24 protein-coding genes are annotated in these 24,304 nt (G+C 64.5%); 9 read left to right on the forward strand and 15 right to left on the reverse strand.

The features are described from left to right. Nucleotide 1: 1 nt before the first annotated feature. From EPO50_RS23330 to EPO50_RS23345, 4 genes are read right to left on the reverse strand one after another with little or no spacing between them, the layout of a single operon-like run. Nucleotides 2-388, reverse strand: a complete 387-nt coding sequence (locus EPO50_RS23330) for a PIN domain-containing protein (RefSeq protein WP_296347992.1) — start codon at nt 386-388, stop codon at nt 2-4. A gap of 3 nt (nt 389-391) precedes the next feature. Further along, nucleotides 392-631, reverse strand: a complete 240-nt coding sequence (locus EPO50_RS23335; protein WP_296347993.1) for an AbrB/MazE/SpoVT family DNA-binding domain-containing protein — start codon at nt 629-631, stop codon at nt 392-394. Between the two features lie 48 nt (nt 632-679). Then, nucleotides 680-1,651 (reverse strand): aldo/keto reductase, encoded by a 972-nt coding sequence (locus EPO50_RS23340; protein WP_296347994.1) that lies wholly within the window; start codon nt 1,649-1,651, stop codon nt 680-682. Next, on the reverse strand, nt 1,651-1,941 hold the full coding sequence (locus EPO50_RS23345; RefSeq protein ID WP_296347996.1) for a monooxygenase: 291 nt from the start codon (nt 1,939-1,941) through the stop codon (nt 1,651-1,653). The genes EPO50_RS23340 and EPO50_RS23345 overlap by 1 nt, the downstream gene beginning before the upstream one ends. Nucleotides 1,942-2,004: 63 nt before the next feature. Here EPO50_RS23345 and EPO50_RS23350 point away from each other — a divergent pair, with 63 nt between their 5' ends. Genes EPO50_RS23350 through EPO50_RS23360 form a run of 3 tightly spaced genes read left to right on the forward strand, consistent with a single transcriptional unit; the run spans nt 2,005 to nt 4,720 of the window. Then, complete coding sequence (locus EPO50_RS23350; protein WP_296347998.1) at nt 2,005-2,697, forward strand: haloacid dehalogenase type II; 693 nt, start codon at nt 2,005-2,007, stop codon at nt 2,695-2,697. Continuing rightward, the gene (locus EPO50_RS23355; protein WP_296348000.1) at nt 2,694-3,680 is read left to right on the forward strand and encodes a threonine/serine dehydratase; all 987 of its coding nucleotides are present in this window, start codon (nt 2,694-2,696) and stop codon (nt 3,678-3,680) included. The genes EPO50_RS23350 and EPO50_RS23355 overlap by 4 nt, the downstream gene beginning before the upstream one ends. A gap of 2 nt (nt 3,681-3,682) precedes the next feature. After that, nucleotides 3,683-4,720: an adenylate/guanylate cyclase domain-containing protein gene (locus EPO50_RS23360; protein WP_296348002.1), complete on the forward strand. Its 1,038-nt coding sequence runs from the start codon at nt 3,683-3,685 to the stop codon at nt 4,718-4,720. On the opposite strand, the gene EPO50_RS23365 is transcribed toward EPO50_RS23360, so the two are convergent. From EPO50_RS23365 to EPO50_RS23400, 8 genes are all read right to left on the reverse strand, one after another. Beyond that, a complete protein-coding gene (locus EPO50_RS23365) occupies nt 4,697-6,292 on the reverse strand; it encodes a GMC family oxidoreductase (protein ID WP_296348004.1) in 1,596 nt (531 codons plus the stop codon). The genes EPO50_RS23360 and EPO50_RS23365 overlap by 24 nt on opposite strands. Further along, nucleotides 6,285-7,241: a branched-chain amino acid ABC transporter permease gene (locus EPO50_RS23370; RefSeq protein ID WP_296348416.1), complete on the reverse strand. Its 957-nt coding sequence runs from the start codon at nt 7,239-7,241 to the stop codon at nt 6,285-6,287. Before EPO50_RS23370 ends, EPO50_RS23365 begins: the two co-directional genes overlap by 8 nt. A 14-nt stretch (nt 7,242-7,255) precedes the next feature. Then, entirely contained in the window at nt 7,256-8,137 is an 882-nt protein-coding gene (locus tag EPO50_RS23375; protein WP_020696823.1) for a branched-chain amino acid ABC transporter permease, read from the reverse strand. Between the two features lie 42 nt (nt 8,138-8,179). After that, nucleotides 8,180-8,884, reverse strand: a complete 705-nt coding sequence (locus EPO50_RS23380; RefSeq protein ID WP_296348007.1) for an ABC transporter ATP-binding protein — start codon at nt 8,882-8,884, stop codon at nt 8,180-8,182. Nucleotides 8,885-8,898: 14 nt separating this feature from the next. Beyond that, nucleotides 8,899-9,660, reverse strand: a complete 762-nt coding sequence (locus EPO50_RS23385; RefSeq protein ID WP_296348009.1) for an ABC transporter ATP-binding protein — start codon at nt 9,658-9,660, stop codon at nt 8,899-8,901. A 59-nt stretch (nt 9,661-9,719) separates the two neighbouring features. After that, on the reverse strand, nt 9,720-11,030 hold the full coding sequence (locus tag EPO50_RS23390; protein ID WP_296348011.1) for an ABC transporter substrate-binding protein: 1,311 nt from the start codon (nt 11,028-11,030) through the stop codon (nt 9,720-9,722). A gap of 88 nt (nt 11,031-11,118) precedes the next feature. Continuing rightward, nucleotides 11,119-13,071, reverse strand: coding sequence for an alkyl sulfatase dimerization domain-containing protein (locus tag EPO50_RS23395; RefSeq protein ID WP_296348013.1), 1,953 nt, complete (start codon nt 13,069-13,071; stop codon nt 11,119-11,121). Between the two features lie 107 nt (nt 13,072-13,178). After that, nucleotides 13,179-14,375, reverse strand: coding sequence for an MFS transporter (locus EPO50_RS23400; RefSeq protein WP_296348015.1), 1,197 nt, complete (start codon nt 14,373-14,375; stop codon nt 13,179-13,181). Between the two features lie 72 nt (nt 14,376-14,447). On the opposite strand from EPO50_RS23400, the gene EPO50_RS23405 reads away from it, so the two are divergent. The 5 genes from EPO50_RS23405 (at nt 14,448) to EPO50_RS23425 (ending at nt 20,401) form a co-directional block, all read left to right on the forward strand. After that, on the forward strand, nt 14,448-15,257 hold the full coding sequence (locus tag EPO50_RS23405; protein WP_296348017.1) for a helix-turn-helix transcriptional regulator: 810 nt from the start codon (nt 14,448-14,450) through the stop codon (nt 15,255-15,257). Nucleotides 15,258-15,434: 177 nt separating this feature from the next. Next, nucleotides 15,435-17,249, forward strand: coding sequence for an FAD-dependent oxidoreductase (locus tag EPO50_RS23410; protein WP_296348019.1), 1,815 nt, complete (start codon nt 15,435-15,437; stop codon nt 17,247-17,249). Continuing rightward, nucleotides 17,234-19,078, forward strand: coding sequence for a 2-oxoacid:acceptor oxidoreductase subunit alpha (locus EPO50_RS23415; protein ID WP_296348021.1), 1,845 nt, complete (start codon nt 17,234-17,236; stop codon nt 19,076-19,078). Before EPO50_RS23410 ends, EPO50_RS23415 begins: the two co-directional genes overlap by 16 nt. Then, on the forward strand, nt 19,075-20,130 hold the full coding sequence (locus tag EPO50_RS23420) for a 2-oxoacid:ferredoxin oxidoreductase subunit beta (RefSeq protein WP_296348023.1): 1,056 nt from the start codon (nt 19,075-19,077) through the stop codon (nt 20,128-20,130). Before EPO50_RS23415 ends, EPO50_RS23420 begins: the two co-directional genes overlap by 4 nt. A 34-nt stretch (nt 20,131-20,164) precedes the next feature. Further along, nucleotides 20,165-20,401 carry a hypothetical protein gene (locus EPO50_RS23425; RefSeq protein ID WP_296348025.1) on the forward strand — a complete coding sequence of 79 codons (237 nt, stop codon included), beginning with the start codon at nt 20,165-20,167 and terminating at the stop codon, nt 20,399-20,401. Here EPO50_RS23425 and EPO50_RS23430 read toward each other — a convergent pair. Both EPO50_RS23430 and EPO50_RS23435 read right to left on the reverse strand, forming a co-directional pair. Next, nucleotides 20,398-20,883 carry a hypothetical protein gene (locus EPO50_RS23430; RefSeq protein ID WP_296348027.1) on the reverse strand — a complete coding sequence of 162 codons (486 nt, stop codon included), beginning with the start codon at nt 20,881-20,883 and terminating at the stop codon, nt 20,398-20,400. The genes EPO50_RS23425 and EPO50_RS23430 overlap by 4 nt on opposite strands. Before the next feature lie 3 nt (nt 20,884-20,886). Next, nucleotides 20,887-21,519 carry a helix-turn-helix domain-containing protein gene (locus tag EPO50_RS23435; protein ID WP_296348029.1) on the reverse strand — a complete coding sequence of 211 codons (633 nt, stop codon included), beginning with the start codon at nt 21,517-21,519 and terminating at the stop codon, nt 20,887-20,889. 95 nt (nt 21,520-21,614) lie between these two features. Here EPO50_RS23435 and EPO50_RS23440 point away from each other — a divergent pair, with 95 nt between their 5' ends. Next, nucleotides 21,615-22,541, forward strand: a complete 927-nt coding sequence (locus tag EPO50_RS23440; protein ID WP_296348031.1) for a hypothetical protein — start codon at nt 21,615-21,617, stop codon at nt 22,539-22,541. On the opposite strand, the gene EPO50_RS23445 is transcribed toward EPO50_RS23440, so the two are convergent. Then, nucleotides 22,524-24,239 (reverse strand): ABC transporter ATP-binding protein/permease, encoded by a 1,716-nt coding sequence (locus tag EPO50_RS23445; protein WP_296348033.1) that lies wholly within the window; start codon nt 24,237-24,239, stop codon nt 22,524-22,526. The genes EPO50_RS23440 and EPO50_RS23445 overlap by 18 nt on opposite strands. Nucleotides 24,240-24,304 lie beyond the last annotated feature (65 nt).

The following is a 24,304-nucleotide window of genomic DNA, read 5'->3' on the forward strand; positions in this document are numbered from 1 at the left end:
TTCACCACGACAACAGAGAAAGCTCTGGAATGTCGGCATAGTCGCCCGAGTTCATCGTCACAAGCGACGCACGATGAACAATCGCTTGAGCAGCTATCATGCGATCCAACAGTTTACGGCGCGAGTAACCCGCACGGGCAACGATCGCGCCATAGGCCTCGGCGGCAGCGTCATCGAATGCCAATGTGGGCACGGCAGCCAGAATCGCATCAAGTCGTGCGCGTCGTATGCCGGTTTGGGTGGGATCCCGGTAGACACCACCCTCGAGCTCGACGCGCGTAACGATCGACATCAGCACCGCTTCTTCAAGTGTAGCCACTTTGTTCATGACAGCGGGGTCGCCGTCGCGAAGGTGAATCGCGACATCGGTGTCGAGTAAGAGCGCCATGCCCTAGAGACCCTGTCTCTCCGGCAGTTCCTCATCATCTCGCTGCTCGACACGCGGTGGCACTGGCAGCGACCGCAGCCGCTCGATCATCGTCGGAATAGAAGAAGTGGTCGGATAGATCGTCAGGACGTCCCCCGAGCGCACGATTACGAGCTCGACATCTTTGCCGAAAGCGATGTCCTTCGGCAGCCGAATAGCCTCGCTATTGCCGCTCCTAAAAGTACGGCTCCGGGCGATCGTCATGGCAGCCTCCATAGTATATACAAGTATATACCCATCCGAGTGCCATCTTCAAGTGTCTTCGTTGACTCGCTTCAGCACTGTGCTCGGCAACGGCCCCTTCTCGACGGCGGCGATCGCGGCTTCGAGATGGTCGAGATTCGAGTAGCCGATCAGCATCGTCGATACGGCGGGATGGGAGATGACGAAGCGCTCGCCAAGCTCCGTCAGGCTGCCAGCCACGCCGTCGCGCACCAGCGGCTCCAACTTTTTGGCGCGGGCAACGTCGGCGGCAAAGTCGGGCGCTGAGCCGATGGGCGCTACGTCCTGCATGGCGAGCGGATGGCGGTCGGTCGTGCCGCTCAACGCACCGCCAGCCAGAGCACGGATGATGATGGTGCCCATGTCGGCAGCCTTCGCCTTGTCGAGCAGGCAGCCATAGTCCAGCCCCGGCGCGCCGGCCGGCATCGGACCGCCGGCACTGGGGTTCAATGCGTTGTAGACGACCTGGACCGTATCGAAAAGCTTCGACTCGACGGCCCGCAGCAATGCCGCCGGTTCGCCGACGCCGCTGAAGCCGATGAAGCGCGTCTTGCCGGACGCCTTGAGCTTCTCCATCGCCGGCGCCACCTGCTCCAGGACGATATCGATGGCGAGTTTATCGCCGGCATCCTGGGCAGTCAGCGGGTTGTGCAGTTGGAAGAGATCGACATGGTCCCGCCCCATGCGCTTCAGGCTCTCTTCCATGCCGCGCACGATGGCGCCGGCGACATCGGCGCGATGATCGGCAGTCAGGCGCACCTTGGTGCCGACGACGACATCGGCCTTCAGTGCCTTCAGGGCGCGACCGAGGTTACGTTCTGATTCACCATTCCCGTAGACCGGCGCAGTGTCGAAATAGTTGATGCCGGCTTCGAGGGCGCGCGAAAGAGCGCGCTCCTGGTCAGCCGCAGCGCCCTTGGTGAAGAGACCGCCGACGGCGCCGGCGCCATAGCCCAGAACCGAAACATTGAGGCCCGTGCGGCCGAGACGACGTCTTTCCATCAGGACTCACCCTCGATGCGGACCTTGCCGGCTTCGTTATCCACGACGACATGATTGTCGTAGTAGGTCACAGTCGGCGTCGCCCCGAAGGCGGTCGCGATGCGCTTCTCCCATTCCGGCGTGTACCACGCCCGGGCCGCGGCCTCGGATTCCCAGAGATAGACGCCACCGCCCCCGGCATCGCCGTTGAGGTAGTATTTCTTCAGGAGCCCTTTGGCGCCAAGCGCCGTATAGGTAGGGGCCGATTTGCGCGCGGCATCGACGGCGGCGTCGCGCGGGCGCTTGCTCATGGGGATTTGAACGATGGCAACGAACATACCAGTTAGCCTACGTCCATTCGCCTCGAGGGAGCAATGATGGGCGCCGACCTTGCCGGCATCGAGATGTGCGTCTTCGACGCCTACGGCACCTTGTTCGACTTCAACTCAGCCGTTGCGCGCCACCGCATCGCGGTCGGGCCTTCCGCCGAGGCGCTGTCGGACACCTGGCGGACCAAGCAGATCCAGTACACCTGGCTGCGCAACAGCATGGGCACCTACGCCAAGTTCTGGCAGGTCACCGGCGAAGCGCTCGACCATTGCCTGGCCGCGCACCGCATCGCCAACACCGCCGTGCGCGAGAAACTGATGGGCGCCTACCTGGCGCTCGACCCCTTCCCCGAAGCGCCCGGCATGCTCGCCTGCCTGAAGCGCGGCGGCATGCGGATGGCGATCCTGTCGAACGGCAATCCCGAGATGCTCGACCCGATGGTGGCAGCATCCGGCCAAGCCGATACGTTCGAGGCCGTGCTGAGCGTCGACGAGGCCGGCGTCTTCAAGCCCGATCCGCGTGTCTACAAGCTGGTCGAGGCGCGCTGCGGCGTGCCCCCGGCGAAGGTCTGCTTTCTCTCTTCGAATTGCTGGGATGCGCATGGCGCGGCGCAATTCGGCTTTCATGCCGTCTGGGTGAACCGGACAGGCGCTCCCAACGACAATCTGCCCGGTGCGCTCGCGCGCGAAATCCGCGATCTTTCCGAGCTTCCCGACCTGATAGGTGTTCCGCGATGAGTTCGTTGCCGACCTTTGCCGATGTTCAAGCCGCCGCCCGCCGTCTCGACGGCGTGACGATCCGCACGCCGCTGCTCGAGAATGAGCGGGTCAACCGTGCACTGGGCGGCCGGCTGTTCATCAAAGCGGAGTGCCTGCAGCGGACCGGTTCGTTCAAGCTGCGCGGCGCCTACAACTTCCTGGCCGCCATGAGCGAGACTGACCGCGCCAAGGGTGTCGTCGGCTGGTCGTCCGGAAATCATGCGCAGGGGCTCGCCGAAGCGGCACGCCTGTTGGGCGTGAAGGCAACGATCGTGATGCCATCCGATGCACCGGCCCTCAAGGTCGCCAATACGAAGGCAAGCGGCGCCGAGGTGATCCTCTATGATCGCGTGAAAGACAGTCGTGAGGAGATCGGCCACGGCATCGCCGCCAAAACCGGCGCCACCATCGTGCCGCCCTACGATCATCCCTGGATCCTGACCGGCCAGGGCACGGCAGGCATCGAGATTGCCGAACAGGCGAAGGCGCTGGGCGTCACGCTCGATGCCGTGGCCGCGCCCTGCTCGGGTGGCGGCCTCGCGACCGGCGTCGCGCTCGGGGTCAAGGGCATCAGCCCGACGACGTCGGTGCATGCCGGCGAACCGGCAGGCTTCGACGACCTTGCACGCTCGCTGGCCACCGGCACCAAGCAGAAGAACGAGAAACTGTCGGGCTCGATCTGCGACGCCCTGCTGGCGCCGACGCCGGGCGATGTCACCTTCCCGCTCGCTCAGAAGGTGCTGGGGCCGGGCCTCGTCGTCAGCGACGAGGAGGTGCTCGATGCCATGGAACTGGCCTTCCGCGAATTCAAACTAGTGGTCGAGCCGGGTGGCGCCGTGGCGCTGGCGGCGGCGCTCACCGGCAAGCTGCCGGTGAAAGGGCGTGCTATCGCCGTCGTCTGCTCCGGCGGCAATGTCGATCATGAGACCTTCAAGCGGGCCCTGAGTCGTAGCAAAGCATGAGCATGGCGCGGCGCGTCCGCCGCGAATGGCGGTTCTTCTTCTGGGTCAGCCTGGCCAGTGCCGTGGTCAGTGCTTACTTCGGCTACGCCGTCGGATCGGCGGACGATCCGCCGCTGCGCGGGGCCTCGCACGGTGTCCTGGCTTCGGTGCTGATCGCCACGCCGATCTTCTTCGTGGAGATCAGACGTCGACGCATCGGCCTGCTGCGCCGCCTGCGACGCCTGCCGCTGGCCGCGTTCTTCGCCATCAAGGCCGCCTTCTATGCAGTCGTCATCGTCGGCGGATTGCTGACGATGCGCGTGCTGACCCACGCTCCCGACGAAGATCCCTTCGCGTTCGACGCGACCCTTCGCGGCTCGATCGCCTTCGGCGTCGCCATGGCATTCCTCGGCAACCTGGCAGTCGAGATGGGTGGCCTGTTGGGTTTCTCGACCTTGAAGAGCTTCCTGACCGGCCGCTACGTGCAGCCGAAGCGTGAACAGAAAGCCTTCCTGCTGGTCGACATGAAAGACTCGACCGGGCTTGCCGAAAAGCTGGGGCCCGTCCGCTTTCACGAGCTGCTCAACAGCTTCTTCCGCGACATCGCCGATGCTGCTTTCGAATGCGATGCCGAGATTCACAAATATATCGGAGACGAAGCGATCCTGACCTGGCCGATGAACAAGGCGCTGGCTGGCGGCGATTGCCTCGCCTGCCCCTTCGTTGCTAGCGACCTGATCGCCCGCAATGCCGAGCACTATCGCCGGCGCTACGGCATTGTGCCGACTTTCCGCGCCGCGCTTCATTGTGGCGAGATCGTCGCCGGCGAGATCGGCGACATGCGGCGTGAGATCGCCTATGTCGGCGACACACTGAACGTCGCGGCCCGCCTGCTCGAGGCTTCGAAGACCCTCGGTCACGACACGCTCGTCTCGCAAGACCTGCTGGCGATCGTCAAGCTGCCGGATGGACTCCAGGCCACTCCCCTGCCGACATTAGCTGTCCGCGGACGGGCGGCACCGCTCGGCATTTCCGCGCTATCGCGCGTCGGCCAGGATTAGGTCGGCCGCCTTCTCGCCGATCATCATGCAGGCGGCATTGGTGTTGCCTGACACGAGCGTGGGCATGATCGAACCATCGGCGATGCGCAGACCACCGATCCCGTGCACGCGCAGTTGTGGATCGACGACGGCGTCCGGATCGCGTCCCATCCGGCAGGTCCCGACAGGGTGATAGGCCGACTGCCCTTCCCGCTTCGCGTAATCGAGGAAGTCGTCGTCGGTCCACGCTTCCGAACCGGGCAGCAACTCCTCGGTGATGATGCGCGACAGGGCCGGCGTGCGGCTCAGCACACGCGTGAACTTGATCGCCGCGACTGCGGCGTTCCGGTCGCCGGGCGTCGAGAGGTAGTTGGCGACGATCTCCGGATGATCCTCGGGGTTGCGCGAGACGACGCGGATATGGCCCCGGCTCTCGGGGCGCGACTGGTTCGCGAGGATGGTGAAGCCGGAAAACTTGTGCGGGCCGCGGTCGATCCGGTCGGTCGACCAGGGGAAGAAATGGAACTGGGTGTCGGCTTCGGCGGATTGCGGCAGCAGGCGCGTGAAGGCGCCGGCAAAGGCCGGGCTGGCCGTCAGCGGTCCCGTCTTCATCAGCAGATATTCGAACGCCGCACTCACCCGGCGATGGATCAAGTTGAGGTCGTCGTTGATGGTGAGACGCCACCAGGTCCTGTAGGTCGATCGGATGCCCCAATGATCCTGCAGGTTCTCACCGACGCCACGCATGTCGCGCACCACCGGAATACCGCGCTCAGACAAGAGTGCAGCCGGTCCAATGCCTGAGAGCTGCAGAAGCTGCGGTGACCCGATCGCACCGGAACACAGCACCACTTCGCGGCGCGCGCGCACCGTCCGGCTCTCGCCGTTCCGGCGGTAGGCGATGCCCGTGGCCCGGCCGTTCTCGACGACGATGTGCTCGGCCATTGCCCCGGTGATGACCTGGCAGTTGTTGCGTCTGCGCGCCTGGGCGACATAGGCACGGCCGGTCGAATTGCGCCGGCCGTCGCTGATGGTGGCGTGATAGTAACCCGCGCCCTCTTGGCCAACGCCGTTGAAATCGTCCGTCGCCTTAAGGCCGACTTCGGCGCAAGCCGCGAGGAAACTGTCGCTCAGTTCGTTGCGATACTCGCCCTGCGTGATCTTCACGGGGCCATTGCCGCCATGCAGGTCGCTCTCACCGCCCGGATAGCTCTCGAGCCGCTTGAAGTACGGCAGGACATCGTCGAACGACCAGCCGTCGTTGCCCATCTGCCGCCAGCCGTCGTAGTCCGACGCCAGGCCGCGGATATAGACCATGCCATTGATCGCGCTGCTGCCGCCCAGCACCTTGCCGCGCGGCCAATAGATGCGCCGTCCACCGAGCCGTTGCTCGGGCGCCGTCACATACTTCCAGTTAACTGCAGGATCGAGAAAGGTCTTGGCAAACCCCAGCGGCATCGAAATCCAGCGGCTGGTGTCGTTCGGCCCCGCTTCGAGCAAAAGGACGCTGTATCGCCCGCTTTCGGTCAGGCGGTCGACGACCGGACCGCCCGCAGAGCCTGCCCCGACAACTACGAAATCGAATTCATCCATTCTGCCGCTTACTGGGAGTTTTGATACTCGCCAGCAAGCTACCAAGAATGCCTTTGGGAAGGAAGATGATGAACACGACCAGCAGAACGCCGTAGACGAGGTTGTCCCAGCCGACGGCCTTGGTGCCGAAACCGATGCGCAGGGCCTCTGCAAGGAGAATGGTAATGATTGCGCCGACTGTCGGTCCGAACGCCACGTAGATCCCGCCAACGACTGCCGCGAAAACCATCTGCAGGGAGATGCCGATGCCACTCACCGTGTCCGGCGAGATGAACATCTGGTACTGCCCGTAGAGCGCGCCGGCCAATGCCGTCATCAGCGCACTGATCACGGTGATGCGCAGCTTCTCCGCCGTCACGTTCACGCCTGCCGCCGCCGCCGCATCCTCGTCCTCGGAGATCGCCTCCATGGCGTAGCGGCTCATGCTGCGATCGATCCAGCGCCAGATCAGCAGACCACCCACCCACACGCCGAGCGCGATCAGATACCAGACGACCTTGTCGTCGAATTGTAACGCCAGGATGTGATTGCCCTTGGTGCGCTCGGGCGTGTAGCCCAGCGAACCGCCGGTATGGTCGCGTGTGGCGGTGATGACCTGCAGCACGATGCCCGACAGGGCGAGCGTCACCAGGGCGAAATAATGTCCGGTGATGCGAAACCGAAAGCAGGGATAGGCCACCACCATCGCCAGGGCGCCGGAGCAAAGCAACGCCGCCGGAATGCCGAGCCAGGGCGTCAGGCCAAAGTGATTCCACAGCAGCACGGTCACATAAGCGCCGACGCCCATGAACCCGCCATGGCCGAGCGAGACCAGGCCGAACCGCCCCATCACCGCCCACGACGTATAAGCAAACGACCAGATCAGGATGAGGATCAGGATGTGCAGGTGATAGGGATCGCGATAGACGAAAGGCAGCGCGACCAGAGCCGCGCCGGCAATCCAGGGCATGTACTGGCGCAGGCTCACGAGCGCCTCGCCAGAAGACCGGCAGGCCGGACGAACATCATTACGATGAAGAAGGCGAAGGCCAGCACGTAACCCCACTCGAGGTCGGAGAAGAGACCGCCGAGCGAGATGATCTCGGCGAACAGGAAGGCCGCAACGAAGCCGCCGACGAAGTTGCCGAGCCCACCCAGCACGCAGATCAGGAAGGTGATCGGCCCGAACGACAGGCCGACGAAGGGATGCACGTCGTACTGCAGCACCAGCAGGCAGGCCGCGAGCCCGGCCAGAGCACCACCCAGGGCCGAGGTCACGACATAGATCTTCTTCGCGTCGACCCCCATCAGCGCCATGATCTGGCGATCCTGGGCGATGGCGCGGATGGCCGTGCCGGTGAAGGTCCGCGTCATGAAGAGATAGACGACGATCATGCCGATCAGCGCTGCGCCGAAGGCGAGCAGCCGCGAGTAGCTCAGATGCATGTCGCCCAAGGTCAGAATCGGCAGGCGGATGCCGAGGTTGCGGAAGTCGATGCCGAAGGCGACCGTGGCGAAGCTCTGCAGCACGAACAGCACGCCGCCGGTGGCGAGAAGCTGGTTGATCGGCGGGGACGAAAGCAGCGGCGCGATAACCAAAAAGTGCAGTAGCGCCCCCAGGGCCGCGACCAGCAGGATCGCAAGCGGCGCCGCCGCGTAATAGGACAGGCCGTAGTACTGCACCAGGTAGTACATGCCGTACATGCCGATCATCACCAGCTCGGCGTAACAGATCCATGTCACGTCGATCACGCCGAAGATCAGGTTGAGACCTAGCGCCAGCAGCGCCAGCACACCGCCGAGCAGGATCCCGTTGAGGACCGCCTCGAGGAGATAGATGTCGAAAATTTCGAGAAATGAACCCATCATTTTCTCCAGATCGGAGCGCGGGCGCGCCGTCCGCTTGAACTAAACACCGAGATAGGCCTGCCGGATCGTGTCGCTGGCCAGGAGCTCGGCCGACGAGCCCGAGGTGCGGATCGAGCCGGCTTCCAGCAAGTAGGCGCGGTCCACGACCTGCAGCACCTGCTGGACGTTCTGCTCGACGATCAGCACCGTGAGGCCGCCGGCGCGGATGCGCTTCACCAGCTCGAAGACCTGCTGCACCACGACCGGCGCCAGGCCGGCCGACGGCTCATCGAGCAGCAAGAGCTTCGGATCGCTCATCAGGGCGCGGCCGATCGCGCACATCTGCTGCTCGCCGCCCGACATGGTGCCGGCAAGCTGGTGGCGCCGTTCCTTCATGCGCGGGAACAGGTTGAACACGAAGTCCAGCCGCTCAGCATAGCGCGCGCGCGCCGCCGGCATGTAGGCACCCATCTTGAGGTTGTCCTCGACGGTGAGCCGCGGAAACAGCCGGCGATTCTCGGGCACATGGGCGATGCCCAGCTCGACGATCTTGTGGGCCGGCGTGGTGAGCACGTTAGTGCCCTGCATCGTGATGCTGCCTTTGGTCGGCCGGATCAGGCCGGAGATCACCCGCATCAGGGTCGTCTTGCCGGCCCCGTTGGGGCCGATCACGCCGACCGCTTCACCGGCTTTGACCTCGAGGTTGACGCCGAACAGCGCATGGAAGCTGCCGTAGCCTGCGTCGACCGACTTGAGTTCGAGCATTTACCGGATCCCCGTCAGCGTCGCGCTTCGGCGGCGGCTGCCGTCGCCTGGGTCGAATGGGCGTCGGTGCCGAGATAAACCTCGATGACGCGCGGGTCGTTCGAGACCTGGCTCGGCAGACCCTCCGAGATCTTCTCGCCGTGATCGAGAACCATGACGCGATCGACCACACGCATCAGCACGCCCATGATGTGCTCGACCCAGATGATGGTGATGCCGAGCTCGTCACGGATCTTGCGCAGCATGTCGGCCGCCTGATCCATCTCGCTCTCGTCGAGTCCGCCGAGACTCTCGTCGGCGAGCAGGAGCTTCGGCGCCGTGGCCAGTGCCTTGGCGAGTTCCAGCTTCTTGAGGCCGGCCGCGCCCAGCCCGTCGACGCTGGCGGTGCGATCGGTCGGCAGCCCGACCATGGCCAGCGCCTGCTCGGCCGCTTCGTTGGCCTTGGCAGCGCTGTGACTTCCCTGGCCGTAGTAACCCGCCAGCGCCACGTTCTCGAAGATCGAGAGCCGCCGGAATGGCCGCGGGATCTGGAAGGTGCGGCCGACGCCGGCATTGATGATGCGATGCGGCGCCAGGCCCGCGAGCTCACGCCCCTCGAAGGAGATCGATCCGGCCGATGGCGGAAAGGTCCCCGAGAGCATGTTGAAAATGGTGCTCTTGCCTGAACCGTTCGGGCCGATCAGGCCGAGAATCTCGCCCTTGTCGACCTTGAACGACACGTTGTTGACGGCGGTGAAGCCGCCGAAGCGCTTCACCAGCCCATTTACCACAAGCACTGTCGATTACCTCGCTGACGCGACGCCTACGCTCGACCGGCAGGTCCGATAGGCACGCCCTACTGGTTGCTGTAGGTCGTGCCCTTCGGCAGCGGCAGCACGGCTTCGCGCTGCGCCTGGCTCTTCGGCCACACCACGTACGACTTGTCGTCGACGTACTGGATGACGACCGGGAACGAGCGTTCGTTCTGCCCGGCCATCGAGCCATCGGCCGGGAACTTCACGCCGAAGCCCAGCATGGTGCCGCCTTCGGGCAGATCGACCTCCAGGGCGGCCTTGCGAAGCGCTTCCGGATCGACGCCGCCATACTTCTTGATGGCGCGCGGCACGACCTCGGTCAGCAGCACATAGACGTTGCTGGCGGCCATGCCGACATGGGCAGAGCGGATCGCGACGCCCGGCTTGGCCTTGTCGAACTCCTCACCGACCATCTTGATGACCGGCGGCAGCTTGGGATTGAGGCCTTCTGGCTTGGCGAGCCAGATCGAGATCGGATCGGTGTTGAAGATGTAGTTGACGTCGCTGCCCATGCCTTCCTTGAGCTTCTCGTAGACGCCGTAGCCTGCGCCGTGGCCGACGAGAGCGCCGAACTTCAGCCCCTGCTCGCGCGCCTGACGGGCGAACAGCGTGATGTCGGGGTTGTAGCCGGTATGGAAGATCACGTCCGGCCGGGCGCGCTTCAGCTTGGTGACCATCGCCGACAGGTCGGGCGCGGTCGCGGCATAGCCTTCCTTCAGCACGACATTGAAGCCGGCCTTCTTGGCACCGGCCTCGTTGCCCTTGGAAACGTCGACACCGTAGGCGCCGTCTTCGTGGATGATCGCCACGCGCAGGTCCTTCGGTTCCTTGCCGAACTTGGCCTTCGCGTTGTTGGCGATGAAGTCCATGGTCATCAGGCCGAACTGGTTGCCGCTGGCCTGGGGACGGAAGATGTACTTGTAGTTCTTGTTCTCCAGCACCGCCGAGGAGATGCAGGTGGTGATCCACATGAACTTCTTGAGCTGCTCGACGCGGGCGGCCACCGGCACGCACTGCGCCGAGGAGAAGAAGCCCAGCAGGATATCGACCTTCTCCTGCTCGATCAGGCGGACCGATTCGTTGATCGCGACGTCCGGCTTGCTCTGAGCGTCGGCGTAGATCGCCTCGATCTTGTAGCCCTCGACCCCACCCTGCTTGATGAAGTTGTCGAGCATGATCTTGGCGCCGGTGTATTGCAGCTCCGAGCCGCCACCGGCCAGCGGGCCGGTGAGGTCATAGATGACGCCGATCTTCAGTTTCTTTTCCTGAGCTACGGCCGACGCCGCAAAACCCAGAGCGGCCACAGCGGCCACCGTCGCGCCGAGCAGGCGCCGACCCATCATCCTGGACATTCCCGTTCCTCCCAAGCGCGCTTGTGCGTGCATTCGTTGTGCGCATCACACGGGCCGACACGGATAATGTCAAGCGGTCTCCGCGTCGTCAGCGTCCTTCGCCCGGCGTAACGACGTCGAACATCATACCGGCGGGTTGGTCCATCATCGCAAACAACGCGGCCAGCCGGGACAGATCGCCGTCGAGCTTTATCACACCGCTGGCCACCGCATCGGCAACGGTCGTTCGACGCAGTATGATGTCGTCCATCGTCGCGCGTGTTGTCGTGACCGATGCGCTGGCGTCAGGCGCCTCCTCACCCATGCGGTGGGTCAAGGTGCAGTTCTTCAACGTGAGCGCCAGTCGTTCCTGGCGGTCGGTGAAGTGCCAATTGATCACCATCGCCTGCCCAGCCGCCTTGGCAGCATCGAGACGGATCGCCATCAGGTCGAAGAAAACGTCGGTCGCAAGGCCCGCCAAGGTGTCGGCGCCCATGGTGGATCGCGCCGGCACCTGAAAGACACCGTGGCGCAATTCCTGCGCGCCGTAGAGGAAGGCGTTGCGCCAGATCGCCGACTCGGCCTGATAGCCCATCTGCTCCAGCGCATCGGCGCACAGCGCGCGTGCTTCGAGATTGCCCGGCTCGGCGTAGACGACCTCCTTCATGACCTGCGCCACCCAGCGATATTCGCCCTTGGCGAAGTCCGCGCGGGCGCGCGCGATCACCGCGGAACTGCCGCCCATGTACTCGACGAACTTCCGTGCCGCCGGCGCTGGCGGCAGTGGATGGAGGTTGCACGGATTGGCGTCGTACCAGCTCAGGTATCGCTGATAGACCGCCTTCACGTTGTGACTCACCGTGCCGTAGTAACCACGCACCGACCAGCGCTCGGCCAGGCCCGGCGGAAGGTCGATCTGCTCGGCGATCTCGGCCGGCCGCCAGCCCTTGTTCATGTAGCGCAAGGTCTGGTCGTGGATGTGCTTGTAGAGGTCGCGCTGCGCTTCGAGGTAGTCGATCACCTTTTCACGGCCCCAGGTCGGCCAGTGATGCTGGCCGATCAGAACTTCGGTCTGTGGCCCGTACAGGGCGATCGCGTCACCGACATACTTCGCCCAGATGCGGGGATCGCGGACGACGGCGCCGCGCAACGGGATGAAGTTGTGCAACAGCGGACAGGCGTTCTCCGCCATGTTGAGCACGCCGAGCTGCGGATAGAACATGTGCATCTCGGCCGGCGCTTCGGTTTCCGGCGCAAGCTGGAACACGATCTCGATGCCGTCGATCGTATGCTCTTCGACCGGCTTCACGATCGATCGGGTCGGCGCGATGAGTCCTGGCGTACCGCGCGCCACCCCCTTGCCCAGGCCGGCATCGACCTGCCCCCGCGCGCCGCGCGGCAGCAACGAACCGAACTGGAACTGCGCACGGCGAATCATCGGCGGCCCGGCCAGCACGTTCTCGCCCGACACTGCCTCCATGAAGCCGGTCGGCGCGATCACCTCGACCTTGCCTGCCTTCACATCGGCTTCGTCGACCACGCCGCGTACGCCGCCGTAATGATCGACATGGCTGTGGGTGTAGATCACGGCCACTACCGGCTTCTTCGGCCGATGCGCCCAGTAATGCTCCAACGCCGCCTTCGCCACTTCGGCTGTGGTCAACGGATCGATCAGGATCAGGCCGCTGTCGCCTTCGATCACCGTCATGTTGGCGATGTCGAAGCCGCGAAGCTGGTAGAGACGGTCCGTGACCTTGAACAGGCCATTGGCGAGATTGAGTCGGGCGATACGCCATAGGCTGGGATTGACCGTGGCCGGCGCCAGCTCGCCGTCGATGAAGGCGTATTCGCCGAGGTTCCACAGCACCGTGCCGCCTGCCGTGCGCACCATGCCGCCGGGCACCGGCGCAATCAGCCCGCGCTTAGCCGCCTCGAAATCCGCGGTATCCGAAAACGGCAGGCGCGCCGCCATCGCGGCATTTGCTGCTCGGGTCGCAGGCTCGGCATCGCGCGCGATGTCGAGATGGGAAGCAGGAACGGGAACGGCGGAACTAGCGGCCATAGCAACAACCTTTCAAGACGTTCCTCCTCCGCATCCGCGGAGGAGGAAGTCGCGATGTTGTTGCTCTTCGGCCCGCCGGTCCAGTGTCCGGTGTCGCGAGGCGGCGTTTACTCCGCAGGCTTCAGCGACGACGAGGAAGCCTTGTGCACGTCCCGCTCGCTGGGAAGCATCGACAGCGCCAGGAACGAGCAGAAGGCCACGCCCGCCAGCACCATCAGCAGGATCGGGAAGCCGGCGTCCTTCACGGCCGGCCCGATCAGGGCGACGACGATCGAGCTGACGCCGAAGCCGATGGCCAGACGCACACCAGTGACGCGGCTGCGCATGCGGTCGTCGATGTAGCGCACGATCATGGCGTCGGTGAACGGGATGGCGCCGAACACCAGCAGCATGAACATGATCGCCGTCACGAACAGCGCCCAGTCCGTCACCTGCGAGGCGATGAGGAACAGCGGCACCTGCAGGAGCACGATCGGCAGGTAGATGTTCTTCAGCGGATAGCGGTCGATCAGCTTGCCGACCACGAGTTGGGCGAGCGAAGCGAGCGAGAAGATCACGAACAGCATCATCGCGAGTTCGGCGGGATCCTGCACGGCGCCCTTCACGCGCTCGCGCAGCAGTTCGCCGTTCCCGTTTGTCGTGAAGTTGAAGATGATGCTGCCCGTCACCGCGGTGAAGGTCATGATGCTGAACACGCGCGCCATGACCGACGGCGGCAGGTCGAGCATCTTGGCCTTGCGCTTGGCTGGCGCCTCTTCCTCGCGCGGCACCAGGAGGACGAAGGCCACGGCGGAGACCAGGCAGATGATGCCGGGGATCACAAACGCCATCTGCCAGCCGAAGCGCTGGGCGATGTAGACCGAGACACCGGCGGCAATAGCGATGCCCATGTTGCCAGCCAGTCCGTTCACGCCAATCGTGAAGCCGGGATTCTTCGCCTTCTGGACCAGCATCGGAATGCCGACCGGATGGTAGATCGAGGCGAAGGCACCCATCAGGGTCAGCGCCGCACCGATCTGCCACTTGTTCGTGCAGAGCGCGATGATCAGCGCCGAGACGCCCATACCGGCGAAGAAGATCACCATCATGATCCAGCGGCCCCACAGGTCGCCGAGGCGGCCGCTGACGAGGGAGCCTGCGCCGAACATGAACAGCGCGCCGTAGTTGAAGGGCGTCAGCTCCGTCCACTCGACGCCCCAGACGCCCGCGATCACGCCCCAGCTATAGGCGAAGACCACCAGGATCCAGTGATCCATGGCATGGCCGATGTTCAGCAGAATGGATGTCGGGCTTCCGTGACTCATTTTTACGCTTCCTCCGGTGCTTAAAAGAGTAAGCATGGCTGCCCTGTCTGTCTTGCGCTAGAGTGCCAACTTATGTCGCGAAAACGCCAAGCTGCCCTGCGCTCCACAGGCGCCCGCTCGACGGACCCCGAGGATTATCAGCGGGTGCCGCGGGCAGTCGCGGCCATGCCCAAGGACTTCGCCGCGGGCCACGAGATCGCACCGCATCGCCACGCCCGCGCGCAACTGATCTACGCGACCGTCGGCACGATGCGCGTCTCGACCGATGCCGCCGTCTGGGTGGTCCCGCCCCAGCGCGCCCTGTGGATGCCGGCCGGTATCCGCCATTCCATCACCATGTCGGGCGACGTCACCATGCGGACGCTCTATCTCCGGCACGATGCCGCGGCCGGCATGCCCGAGGTCTGCCGCGTGCTGCAGGTCTCGCCGCTGCTGCGCGAGCTGATCGTGCGCGCGACCGAGCTTCCCATGCATTACGACGAGCGAGGCGCCGCCGGTCACGTCGTGGCGTTGATCCTCGACGAGTTGCATCACGAACAGTCGTTGCCGCTGCACCTGCCCATGCCGCGCGACAGGCGCCTGCGTCGTCTCTGCACTACGCTGCTGGAGCAGCCCGGCGATCCGCGCACGCTCGAGGAATGGGCACACTCGGCCAACGCCAGCCCGCGTACCCTCGCGCGGCTGTTCGTCGCCGAGACCGGCCTCACCTTCGGCGCCTGGCGGCAGCAGGCCCGTGTCCTGGAGGCAATGGGGCGTCTGGGCGGTGGTCAAGCTGTGACCGAAGTGGCGCTCGATCTCGGCTATGACAGCGTCAGCGCCTTCAGCGCGATGTTCCGCCGGGCCTCCGGCGTTTCGCCCAGCGCCTACAGACCGTCCCGCTAGGGGAAATCTCCCGAAAGCCCTCCCGCGGGTGAGGGGATTTTATGCGGTGTTGCAAATGGTTAGCACACACAGTTCTTGACGCTGGGCGGTAATAATCCCCCAATGCCGCCCCCTTTTGGGGTAATCTAAATTGTCATTTACCTGATCTCGTTGCTCCGCCGCCGCTTGGAGTTCCTGTTGAAGCCGACCGACATCGCCAATCCCGACTACTTCCATAAAGTAGTCGACTGCCAGTGGGCCTGCCCCGCACATACGCCTGTCCCCGAGTACATCAGATTGATCGCGCACGGACGCTACTCCGACGCGTACATGATCAACTGGAAATCCAATGTCTTCCCGGGGATCCTCGGCCGCACGTGCGACCGCCCCTGCGAGCCCGCGTGCCGGCGCAGCCGCGTCGAAGACGAGACCCTCGTGAAGGGCAAGAAAGAGCCGGTCGCGATTTGCCGCCTGAAGCGCGTCGCCGCCGACTACAAGGACGACGACGGCATCAAGGCCAGCATGCCCAAGGCACCGGCCAAGAACGGCAAGCGCATCGCCTGCATCGGCGGCGGCCCCGCTTCCCTCACCGTCGCGCGCGACCTCGCTGTGCTGGGCTACGAGATCGTGATCTACGATCAGGATCCCAAGCTCGGCGGCTTCATCCGCACGCAGATCCCGCACTTCCGTTTGCCGGAGTCTGTGATCGACGAGGAAGTTGCCTACATCACCGACATCGGCAACATCGAGTTCCGCCACCAGCGCGTCGACTCGATGAAGAAGATCCTCGGCGAAGGCTATGACGCTGTGTTCGTCGGCTCCGGCGCCCCGCGCGGCCGCGACCTCGATGTGCCGGGCCGCAAGGAAGCTGCCGCCAACATCCATATCGGCCTCGACTGGCTGTCGTCAGTCTCTTTCGGCCACATCAGCAAGGTCGGCAAGCGCGTGATCGTGCTGGGTGGCGGCAACACTGCGATGGACTGCTGCCGCACCGCGCGCCGTTTGGGCGGTGAAGACGTCAAGGTGATAGTCCGCTCCGGCTTCGAGGAAATGAAGGCCTCGCCGTGGGAGAAGGAAGACGCGATGGGCGAGGACATCCCCATCCTGAACATGCTGGTGCCGAAGGAAGTCCGGCACGAGGGCGGCAAGATCAAGGGCGTCCTGTTCGAGAAGGTGAAGGCAGAGTACGACGCCAAGGGCCGCCGCTCGCTGGTTCCTTCGGGCGACCCCGACGAATTCTACGAATGCGACGACGTCCTGGTGGCGATCGGCCAGGAGAACGCCTTCCCGTGGATCGAGAAGGACGCCGGCATCGAGTTCGACAAGTGGGGCCTGCCGCAGCTCGGCGAAACGACGCTGCAGAGCACCAACAAGACCGTCTTCTTCGGCGGCGATGCCGCCTTTGGCCCGAAGAACATCATCTGGGCGGCCGCCCACGGCCATGACGCGGCGATCTCGATCCACAAGTTCCTGCAAGGCGAGAATGTCGAGGAACGGCCCGCACCGGGCGTCAACATCGTCAGCCAGAAGATGGGCATCCACGAGTGGAGCTACGACAACGCGCCCACCATCGACCACCGCCTCAAGGTCCCGCATCGCGCCAAGCAGGAAGCGCTGAAGGACATCATGGCCGAGGTCGAGCTCGGCTTCGATCCGCAGCTCGCCTTCAAGGAAGCCCAGCGCTGCCTGAACTGCGACGTGCAGACCGTGTTCACCGGCAATCTCTGCATCGAGTGCGACGCCTGCGTCGACATCTGCCCGATGGACTGCATCACCTTCACCGAGAACGGTGAGGAGAAGGATCTGCGCACCCGGCTCAACGCGCCGGCGATCAATCCGACGCAAGACCTCTACATCGGCAACGACCTCAAGACCGGCCGCGCGATGGTCAAGGACGAAGATGTCTGCCTGCACTGCGGGCTGTGCGCCGAGCGCTGCCCGACCGGCGCCTGGGATATGCGCAAGTATTACGTGGAAATGACTCACGCGGAGCACGCATGCCGCAAGCAATAACTGCCGTTAACGACTTCGTCGTTAAGTTCGCGAACGTCAACGGTTCCGGATCAGCGAGCGCCAACGAGCTGTTCGCCCGCTCGATCCTGCGCATGGGCGTGCCCGTCAGCCCGCGCAACATCTTCCCCTCGAACATCCAGGGCCTGCCGACCTGGTACGAGGTGCGTGTCACCGAGAAGGGCTATCTCGGCCGGCGCGGCGGTGTCGACATGATGGTCGCCATGAATCCGCAGACCTGGGCCGAAGACGTGAAGGAGATCGAGCCCGGCGGCTATCTCTTCTACGATTCGACCAAGCCCATGCCGTCGTCGATGTTCCGCGAGGACATCAACGTGATCGGCGTGCCGCTGACGGCGATCACCAACGCCACCTACTCCGACGCCCGCCAGCGCCAGCTCTTCAAGAACATCATCTATGTCGGCGCGCTCTCCGTGCTGCTCGACATCGACGAGAAGGAGATCCAGCGGCTGTTCGGCGAGCAGTTCAAGGGCAAGGAAAAGCTCATCGACTCGAACGTCAAGGCAATGAACCTTGGCCGGGACTGGGTGAAGCAGCATGTCGATCCCGACCTTGTGAAGCTCAAGGTCCGCAAGGCCGATAATGTCGGCGACCGCATCTTCGTCGAGGGCAACAGTGCGGCCGCGCTCGGCGCCGTCTATGGCGGGGCCACGGTCTGCGCCTGGTACCCCATCACCCCGTCCTCCTCGCTCGCCGAGGCCTTCCAGGCTCACTGCAAGAAGTTCCGCCACGACAAGGAGACCGGCAAGGCCAAGTACGCCATCGTGCAAGCCGAGGACGAACTGGCCTCGATCGGCATGGTGATCGGCGCGGGCTGGAACGGCTCGCGTGCCTTCACCGCGACGTCCGGCCCCGGCATCTCGCTGATGACCGAGTTCATCGGCCTCGCCTACTTCGCCGAAGTACCGGCGGTGATCGTCAATGTGCAGCGCGGTGGCCCCTCTACGGGCATGCCAACGCGCACGCAGCAGTCGGACCTGCTCTCCTGCGCCTATGCCTCCAACGGTGACACCAAGCACGTGCTGCTGTTCCCCGAGGACCCGCGCGAGTGCTTCGAATTCACGGCCGACGCCCTCGATCTCGCCGACCGCCTGCAGACGCCGATATTCGTCATGACCGACCTCGATATCGGCATGAACCATCGCCTCTGCAAGCCGTTCGCCTGGGATGAGAACCGCGTGCTCGACCGCGGCAAGGTCATGACCGCGGCCGACCTCGACGCCGGCAAGACCTTCGGCCGCTATCTCGACGTCGACGGCGACGGGATCCCGTTCCGGACCTACCCCGGCACGCATCCGACCAAAGGCTCCTACTTCACGCGCGGCACCACGAAGGACGAGTTCGCGCGCTACAGCGAGGAAGGCCCCGTCTACATCCGCAACATGGAGCGGCTGCAGAAGAAGTTCCATACGGCAGCCAAGATCGCGCCGCAGCCGCTGCGCTACTCTTCGCCGAAGCCGACGCGCTACGGCGTGATCTACTTCGGCTCGACCAGCCCGGCCATGACCGAGGCGCTCGATCATCTCGAGGCCGAGGGTAACCACGTCAACGCCTTGCGTGTGCGCGCCTACCCCTTCGCCCAGTCGGTCGAGGAGTTCATCCACGAGCACGAGAAGGTGTTCGTCGTCGAGCAGAACCGCGACGGCCAGCTCCGCACCATGCTGATGAGCGAATTCACGCTCGACGCACGCAAGCTGGTTCCCGTCCTGCACTATGACGGCACACCGATCACCGCCCGCTTCATCGCGACCGACATCGCCAAGAAGCTCAGTCAGTTCAAGGTAGTTTCGTTCGAAAAGGCGGCGTCATGACCTACATCGCCAAGCCCCGGCTGCATCATCCCTCGCTGGTCAAGAACAAGGCCGGCTATACGCGGCGCGACTATGAAGGCGCCGTCTCGACGCTCTGCGCCGGCTGCGGCCACGACTCGATCAGCGCCGCGATCATCCAGGCCTGCTACGAGCTCGATATCCTGCCGCACCAGGTCGCCAAGCTCTCCGGCATCGGCTGCTCGTCCAAGGCGCCGACCTACTTCGTGGGCGCCAGCCACGGCTTCAATACCGTGCACGGCCGCATGCCGTCGGTGATGACCGGCGCCAACCTCGCCAACCGCGACCTGATCTACATGGGCGTCTCGGGCGACGGCGACTCCGCCTCGATCGGCCTCGGTCAGTTCGCGCACGTCATGCGCCGTGGCGTGAACATGACCTACATCGTCATGAACAACGGCGTGTACGGCTTGACCAAGGGCCAGTTCTCGGCGACCGCCGACAAGGGCTCGATCAGCAAGAAGGGCGTCGCCAACTCCGACTCCTCGATCGACATGGTGTCGCTCGCCATCCTGATGGGCGCCACCTTCGTCGGTCGCTCCTTCTCCGGCGACAAGCACCAGCTCGTGCCACTGATCAAGGCCGCGATGGCGCACAAGGGTGCCGCCTTCCTCGACGTCATCAGCCCTTGCGTCGCCTTCAACAACCATGCCGGTTCGACCAAGAGCTACGACTATGTGCGCGAGCACAACGAAGCGCTGAACCGCGTCGACTTCATCGAGGGCCGCGAGGAGATCACCACCGACTACGAGCCCGGCACCGTAACCACGGTGCAGCAGCACGACGGCTCGCTGCTCCGCCTGCGCAAGCTCGGCGAGGACTACGATCCTTCCGACAAGGTCGCCGCCATGAAGCGCGTCCAGGAAGGCATGCATGCCGGCGAGGTCGTGACCGGCCTGCTCTATGTCGATCCGAGTCCGAAGGACCTGCACGACAACTTGAACACGATCGACGCGCCGCTGAACACGCTCGAGGCAGCCGAGCTCTGCCCCGGCACTTCGGCGCTCGACCGCATCAACGCCGGCCTGCGCTGACGCTCATCACTGCCGTCGCAGTGAGGGGCCAACAATGGGCCGCCTTCTTCTGGCGATTGCCGCCGCTCTTCTGGGTGCAGTCGTCGGCGCTGGCCTGCTCGCCATGGCGCTCGCCATCATCTTCACGGCGATCTGGGGCAGCTTCGAAGGCTCGGCCGCGATGGGCGGCGTCACTGTCGGTCTGCCGCTCGGCGCCATCGCGGGGTTCGTGATCGGCGGCTGGCTGGTCCTGCACTTCTGGAAGCCAGCGCCCAAGCCGCCTGTCAGTTAGAGGTCGACCCGCTCTTCTGCGACGGACTTGCGCTTGTCCATGTTGAAGCGGCCGGCATAGATCGGCCGCTCGCCGGTCGAGGGACCGGGATACTGCACGATCAGGATTTCGCCGCCGGTGTCGGTATGGAACTCGCCCTCGAAATGCGGATCGGGGTGATAGAGCATCGTGCCGGGCGGGCAGAGTCGTCCGTCGATCTTGAATTCACCCTTCAGTACGTACCAGACCTGCGCGAAGCCGTGATAGTGCTCGGGATGGTACGCGCCGGGCTCAAGCCGCAGGATGCCAGCATTGGGCTCGGTCGGGCTCTCGGGCTTTGGATGGAACAGCATCTTGCCGGTCTCGCCCGGCCAGCGGATCGTCTCCCACTCGATCTCGTCGAGATGGCGCACCTGGTACGGTTGATGATCGCGGCGCGAGGCCTCGCGGGCGGTGCCCAGTGCGGCATTGGCCTGGGCTGTGTCGGGAACATGCTTGCTCATGGCTTATGTTTCCTCCTTGGTCGTTGTCGCAGAAAGACGCCACCAGTCCGGCACGTCCGAGGCGTCGGCCGGGCGGGCCACTGTCATCAGCATCTGCGCCTGGCCACGACCGGCATTCTCGGCGCGATGCGGTTGCTGGGAATCGATCAGGATGCCGTCGCCCGCCTTCAGGCGGTACTGCGCATCGCCGACATGGAACAGCACCTCCCCCGACAGCACATAGCAATGCTCCTGGCCGGGATGGGAAACCGTGGTCGCCATTCCCTTCGCGCGCGGGAAGACCAGGTGAAATACTTCCATGCGATCGAGCGGCGCTCCGCCGCCGAGATGGCGCCAGCGATAGCCGGTGGCCGCCACCTCCTGGAGGTCACCCGCCCCGGCGCGATGCACGGCGACGCGTGTCTTGGCGGGCGCGCCGTCGCTCGGGAACAACTCGTGCAGGCCGAGGCCGAGTGCGTCGGCGAGCTGGATCAGGTTGGCGATCGAGGCCGCCGCTTGGCCGCGTTCGAGCTTGGAGAGAAAGCCTTCCGATACCCCCGCCTGACGCGCGACCGACGCCAAGGTCAGGCCCGCGCCGACGCGCGCCGCGCGAAGCCGGCGGCCGATGTCCTGGGTGGTACGGGCGATCTTGTCCATGACGGGAGCATGGGCCGGACTTTCCTTACAGGCAAGTCTTCCTTCTTTTAAGGAAACTGCGTTATCCCAGTCTTTCCTGCGTAAGCTCGCGGCCCATGGACGAGACGACACAAGGCTTTCGACTGGCCGACGGCACTCTGGTGCCCTGGGGTACCCGCTTCGACGAGGTCGTGAAGGACTTCGAGCGCACCGGCTATGCCAGCCGCGAGCTTGCCTGCCCCAAGGCTTATGGCTTCGCCACGCGCTTTCTCGAAGTGACGGCGCCACGGCCGGACCGGCCGATCCTGACCGTCGCCTACGAGCTGGCGGCAACCGGCCAACCACCGAAGGACGTGTTCGCCCAACTGGTGATCAAGCTCGGTATGCCGGGCAAGATCGACCGCGACGAGCTCTCGCCATACGCCCATTCCCCGGACCACGTCGTGCTCTACGCCAACTGGAAGGACAGAGGCCAGCCGATCGGCGCTTCCTTCTATGGCGCGCCGCGGGCGTCTGAATTCGGCGACGGTATCGGCAAACTCTATGTGAGCTGGGGCAATCTGGAGGCCGCGGCCGCCCCCTGGATGCCGGCTTGGCTCGCCGCAAACGAAGAAGTCGATCGCGCCGCAAAGGCGCCTGGCAAGGTCGAACTCTTTTCGGTCCAGTACGACACGCGTGTCCACCCGCTCGACGATCCCAAGCGCGGGGTCAATCTCTGCCTGAACTCTCCCGAGATCCTCAACACGCCGAAACCAATTGCCGCCCGACTGGACGACAAACGCTTTGCGCTATGGAGCGATCAAGCCGCCACGCGCTGGCACCTTTCGACGTTGAGCGACACCATCGTCCTCGGTGGCCCTGAGACGTCGAAGGTGAAAGTGGTACAGCTCGAGCCGGCGCGCGGTGGCGGCAGCGCCACCATCGATGTCGGCGCCTGGTGGGCGCGCGACGCCTGGAAGTCGCGCACCATCGCCGATGCCGTGCGCGCCCTGGAGCGCGTCCCCGGCCTCACCTTCGATCGTTACTCAGGCCACGACGCCTAGACTGCCGGTCTCACCCGGCGCCCGGCGCAGCTCGAGATGCTGCTGGTGCCACTGCTTGAGCGACGGGCGGTGGCCGATCGAGACGATAGTCGTCCCTGACAAGCGCTCTCGGAGCACGGCATAGACCGCCGCCTCGTTGGCTTCGTCGAGCGACGCCGTGGCTTCGTCGAGGAACAGCCAGTCCGGCTTGAAGACCAGCGCCCGCGCAATCGCCAGCCGCTGCTGTTCACCGCCCGACAGGACGTTGCTCCAATGCGCCTCCTCGTCGAGTCGCTCCGCGAGATGGCCGAGCCGGGCCGCCTTCAGTGCGTCGACGATCTCGCCATCCGTCGCCTTCGATTCGACATCGGGGTACTTCACCGCGTCGCGCAGGGTGGCGATGGGAATGTAAGGCTTCTGCGGCAGGAACAGCACGCGCGCGCCTGCCGGTACACGGACCTGGCCCCGCCCGAATGGCCAGATGCCGGCCAATGCTCTGAACAGCGTACTCTTGCCCGAGCCGCTGGTGCCCGAGATCAGGGTCGAGGTGCCCTTGGGCAGGACGAGGTTCAGGTCCTGCAACAGCTTCTGGCCATTGGGCAGCGCGAGGTCGAGGCCGGCGGTGGCGACATCGGCACTTCCCGCTTGCGGCGCCACGGCAATACCCTCGGGTGGCTTGTCGTCGATGGCGGCCTGTAGGCCGCGCAGACGCTCCATCACCGCCCTCAGCTCGGCGACGTTGGTGTAGTTGTCGATGAAGAACGACAGCGCCGACTGAACCTGGCCGAAGGCCTGCGCGGTCTGCATCACGACGCCGAGCGTGATCGCGCCGGCGAAGAACTTCGGCGCCGTCACGATATAGGGAAAGATGATCGCGAGCTGGCCGTAACCGATTTGATAGAAAACGAGCTGCAGCTCGGTCACAAGCACGCGCCAGGTATTGTTGAAGACATCGGTGAATCGGGCATCGAGCACCTCGCTCTCGCGTGGCTCGCCGCGATAGAGGGCAATGCCCTCGGCGTTCTCGCGCACGCGAATCAGCCCGAAACGGAAGTTCGCCTCGTAGCGCTGCTGCATGAAGTTGAGCGGGATCAAGCGCCTGCCGACAAGATTGGCGAAGAAGGTGCCGAAGAAGGCATAGATGAGCGCGGCCCAGACCATGTAGCCGGGGATGGTGATGTCGATCCCGATCGGCGCCAGCGACAGCGGCCCCGACAGCATCCAGAGGATGACCAGAAAGGAAACGAGCGTGGCCACGGCGCTGATGAAGCCCAGCAGCAGGGTCATCGTGTAGAAGCCGAGCAGGCGCAGGTCTTCGGCGATGCGCTGGTCGGGATTGTCGACCTTGCGGGCGAGCTCAATACGGTAGTAGCCGCGGCCGTCCAGCCAGTGGCCGAGATAGTGCCGGGTCAGCCACCGCCGCCAGCGCAGCCGCAGATAGGGGCTTACTAGGCCGCGCGCCACGCCAAAGAAGATGGCGAGGGCCGCGATCCAGCCGAAGCTGATCATCTCGGTCCAGAAAGCCGCTTCGTCCTTGTTCTGCAGGGAGTCGTAGAAGCGCCGGTTCCACTCGCTGAAGGCCACACTCACCGAGACGCTGGCCAAGGTCAGCCCGACCGCTCCTGCCAGCAGGATCAGCGCGATCCAGCGCTCCTCGGAGCGGAAGTACGGAATGGTGAGCCGCCACCAATCTCCGAAGAACGAACCTACGCTTTTCATGCCGGAATCCTTTCGGCCGGCACAGTAACCTTACATTTGCTGGGGCAGCCAGAGTGCGATCAGGG

Origin of the sequence: Reyranella sp. (assembly GCF_004297405.1) — a bacterium.
Lineage (GTDB): Bacteria > Pseudomonadota > Alphaproteobacteria > Reyranellales > Reyranellaceae > Reyranella.